This window comes from uncultured Campylobacter sp. (assembly GCF_938018145.1).
Classification (GTDB): Bacteria; Campylobacterota; Campylobacteria; order Campylobacterales; family Campylobacteraceae; genus Campylobacter_A.
Genome location: NZ_CALIII010000050.1, coordinates 1 through 3,152, shown reverse-complemented (window position 1 = coordinate 3,152; position 3,152 = coordinate 1). Strand labels below are relative to the sequence as shown.

At 45.4% G+C, this 3,152-nt stretch carries 3 protein-coding genes; all 3 read right to left on the bottom strand.

What is annotated here, in order from left to right; translation table 11 throughout:
• The coding region (locus Q0338_RS01235; RefSeq protein WP_298085177.1) for an NAD(P)/FAD-dependent oxidoreductase at nt 1-919 on the bottom strand (919 nt) is incomplete at its 3' end.
• A 41-nt stretch (nt 920-960) separates the two neighbouring features.
• Complete coding sequence (gene hutX / locus Q0338_RS01230; protein ID WP_298085176.1) at nt 961-1,455, bottom strand: heme utilization cystosolic carrier protein HutX; 495 nt, start codon at nt 1,453-1,455, stop codon at nt 961-963.
• A gap of 167 nt (nt 1,456-1,622) precedes the next feature.
• Nucleotides 1,623-2,927 carry an MFS transporter gene (locus Q0338_RS01225; RefSeq protein WP_298085178.1) on the bottom strand — a complete coding sequence of 435 codons (1,305 nt, stop codon included), beginning with the start codon at nt 2,925-2,927 and terminating at the stop codon, nt 1,623-1,625.
• Nucleotides 2,928-3,152: the final 225 nt, after the last annotated feature.

Genomic DNA, 3,152 nt, shown 5'->3' with positions numbered 1-3,152 from the left:
TAAAATTTGGGCAAAAATTTATCGCGATCAAGCCCTTTTGCCAAAAAAGCGAAGCGTTTAGCACGGCCGGACCGCTTATGCCTTTGTGAGTGAAAAGTATGTCGCCTGCAAATTTACGCGGTATTTTTAGCTCGCGGTTTGCAGCGTTTTTGCTCGAGCAAGCTACGCTAATCTCGGCAGGAAAGCAAACTCCGCTTAAATTTTTAAACCAAAACTCGTCTTTTTGCACGGTAAATCCGACAAGCGCTGGCACGGGCGGGATGACTTTGATGCCGAAGCTTTGCGCTATTTCGTAGCCGATGTCGCTGGCGCCTAGGCTTTTGTAGCTTAGTCCGCCGCTAGCTACGACGAGATTTTTAGCGTAAAATTTATCTCCGTTTTCGGCTAGCACTTCAAAAATTTCGTTTAAATTTTGCTCGCAGCGATCAAATTTCATCTCAAAATCCGTCAAATTTTCATCGCGATTTTGCGCGGGAGAAATGTCTAAAATTTGGCCGTTTTCATCGGTCAAAATTTTTCTAGCGCTTTTCACGCAAACGCCGCAAAATATTTGCGCTCCGCTTTGCCCGGCGCGCTTTAAAAGCACGCCCAAAACGTCTTTGGCGCCGCTTTCGCAGAAAAACTGATTTTGCTTTTGCTCGTTAAATTTTAGCTCGCCAAAAAATTTTAAAACGTCTTTGAAGTCTAGATTTTTTAGGATATTTGTGACGAAATTTGCGTCACCGAGGTAGTTTGACGCGTCGATACGGCGGTTTGTGACGTTGCACCTGCCTCCGCCGCTAGCTAGGATTTTCTTGCCGGGAGTTGCGTTTTTTTCGAGTACGGCGACGCTTTTACCGCGTAAATTCGCCGCCAAAAATAGCCCCGCCGCGCCAGCTCCGATTATCAAAACGTCGTAAATTTTGCAAATTTTAGCCATCATAAAACCTCAAAATTTACCCGCAGCAAAGCCATCTAAAATCAAAAGCTATTTTTTAGCGCTAGGAATTTTTGCTCTTGCGCTTCGTCTAGTTTCATTTTTTCGTTGCGATTTACGAAAAGCTTAAAGATCACGTTGTGATCCGCGTCGTAAAAGTGCAGGCTGTGCCCGAGAAATCCCATAAATTTAGTGCTCACAAAGCCGATGCTGGCGATTGATTCTTCTTTTAGGTGGCCGCCCAAAAAGCCGCTTTTATCGGTGAAATTTAAAAATCCTCTCGCTTTTTTAGGCATAGGCACGCTCACTTTGATCTCGATGATAAACTCAGGCGTATTTTTGATAAAAAGCATCTCGCCCCAAGTGCTGACTTCTTCAAAAATTTTCATCAAATTTTCTGCGCTGACTTCCTTAAATTCGTCATCGCCGCGGTATTGCAGGATTTCGTATTCGCGTACGTTTAGCTGTTTAGCCGCATCGTAAACGGACATCTTTTTGTCCTGGAAAAGCTCGTCGATTTGTTTTTTTAGATCGCTCATTTTTATCCTTTTTTGAGATTAGATTTTGATAATAGTATTTAAAAATAGCTAAAAATCGGCTAAATTTAGGCGTTCGGCGTAGTTGTGTTATCAAAACTGCGAGCAAGCCGAAGTTTCAGCGTTTTGCGCGGGGCGGACTCGGTAAATTTACCGTCCGTAAAAGTCCGCTAAACGCCTAAAATTTGCTTTATCTCCGCCTCGTTTGTTAGCTTGGAGTTGTATTTTACGACGAGATTTTGCGCGTTTTTGTAGCACTCCACGACGCCTTTTTGCTTTTCGATCTCAGCTAGATCGGCATCCGTGCTTGACGGCAGATAGATATTTTTAAAGATATTTGGGTTGTCTAGCCATTTTAGCGCGATCAGCCACACGACGCAAAGCACCGTCACGACGGCGGAAAGCGCGCTAAGACCGTAAAATTTAAGCAAAGTACCGCCGCCGATACCGCCGATAAAGCTTCCCATGTAGCCAAAGGCGTTAAAGATGCCTAAAACCGCGCCTTTTTGGCTTACTTTGCTAAATTTGGACGCCATGGATTGCAAGATCGGTTCGTGCAGGTTAAAGCCGATAAAAAATATAATCACGCCCGCGTAAAATAGCGGCTTGTGTCCGAGCGAGAGCGCGAAAAGTCCGTAGCAAACGACGAAAAGCGAGACGCCGATGACTAAAATTTGCTTTGTGATGCGCTTCGTTTCGCCGATCGCGCCGCCGATACCCATCGCGATAAAGCCAAACACCGTCGCGACCGAGTAGATGCCGCTGAGGTCTTTTTTATCCATGCCAAAATACTTCACGATAGCGATGGGAATCACGATAAAGGCCGCCGACATCAGCATTTTTTGCATGAAGTTGCTGATGTTCATGAGTAGTAAATTTCTGTTTGAGAGTAGCTTTACGGCCGGCATTTTGGCCTGTGAATGCGTAAATTTAGGTTCCTCCCCCACGGCTGTGTATAAAAGCACGATACAAACGACCGTAACCGCGATCGAGAGGTAAAAGAGGCTTGAAAGGCCGTATTTGGCGCTAAGTATCGGCGAGAGTATCATAGAAAGCGTAAAGCTAATGCCGATAAACGCGCCCATCATCGCCATCGCGTGCCCGCGCACCTCCTCCTTGGTCATGTCGCTCATCAGCGCGATCGCCACGGCTCCTATCGCGCCCGCACCCTGGATAAATCTACCAAAAATCATCGTGTAGATATCAGTCGCCACCGCACAGATCGCAGCTCCAACGATAAAGACGAGCAGGCCTATTAGCATCGAGTTTTTTCGCCCGAAGCGGTCCGAGACGTAGCCGAAAACCACCTGAAACGTGATCTGCGACATCGCGTAAACGCCGATGAGAACGCCGACTAAAAACTCGGTCGCCCCCTCAAGCTCGAGCGCATAGACGCTGATAACGGGCAAAATGATAAAGAGTCCGAAAAACCTGCTGCCGATGATAAAAGATAAAGGTAAAGCGCTTTTTACTATCATAAATTTTCCTTTTAAAGGAGTGATTTTACCCGAATTTTGATAATACGTAAATTAAAGTCGAATTTGATAAAATGCGAGCGGTAAATTTAAAAAAATCGGCAAAGTTATCTTGCGATGAATTTAAATGTTTTGCTTCCCTTGCGGTCGCAACTGCAAGCAGAAGCGACGAAATTTTCGACCGAAGATAGAACATATAGTTCATCGAGGGAGGAAATTTCTAGC

Coding starts and splice junctions, on each gene's coding strand:
- hutX (WP_298085176.1), bottom strand. CDS start 1,455: ATGAGCGATCTAAAAAAACAAATCGACGAGCTTTTCCAGGACAAAAAG.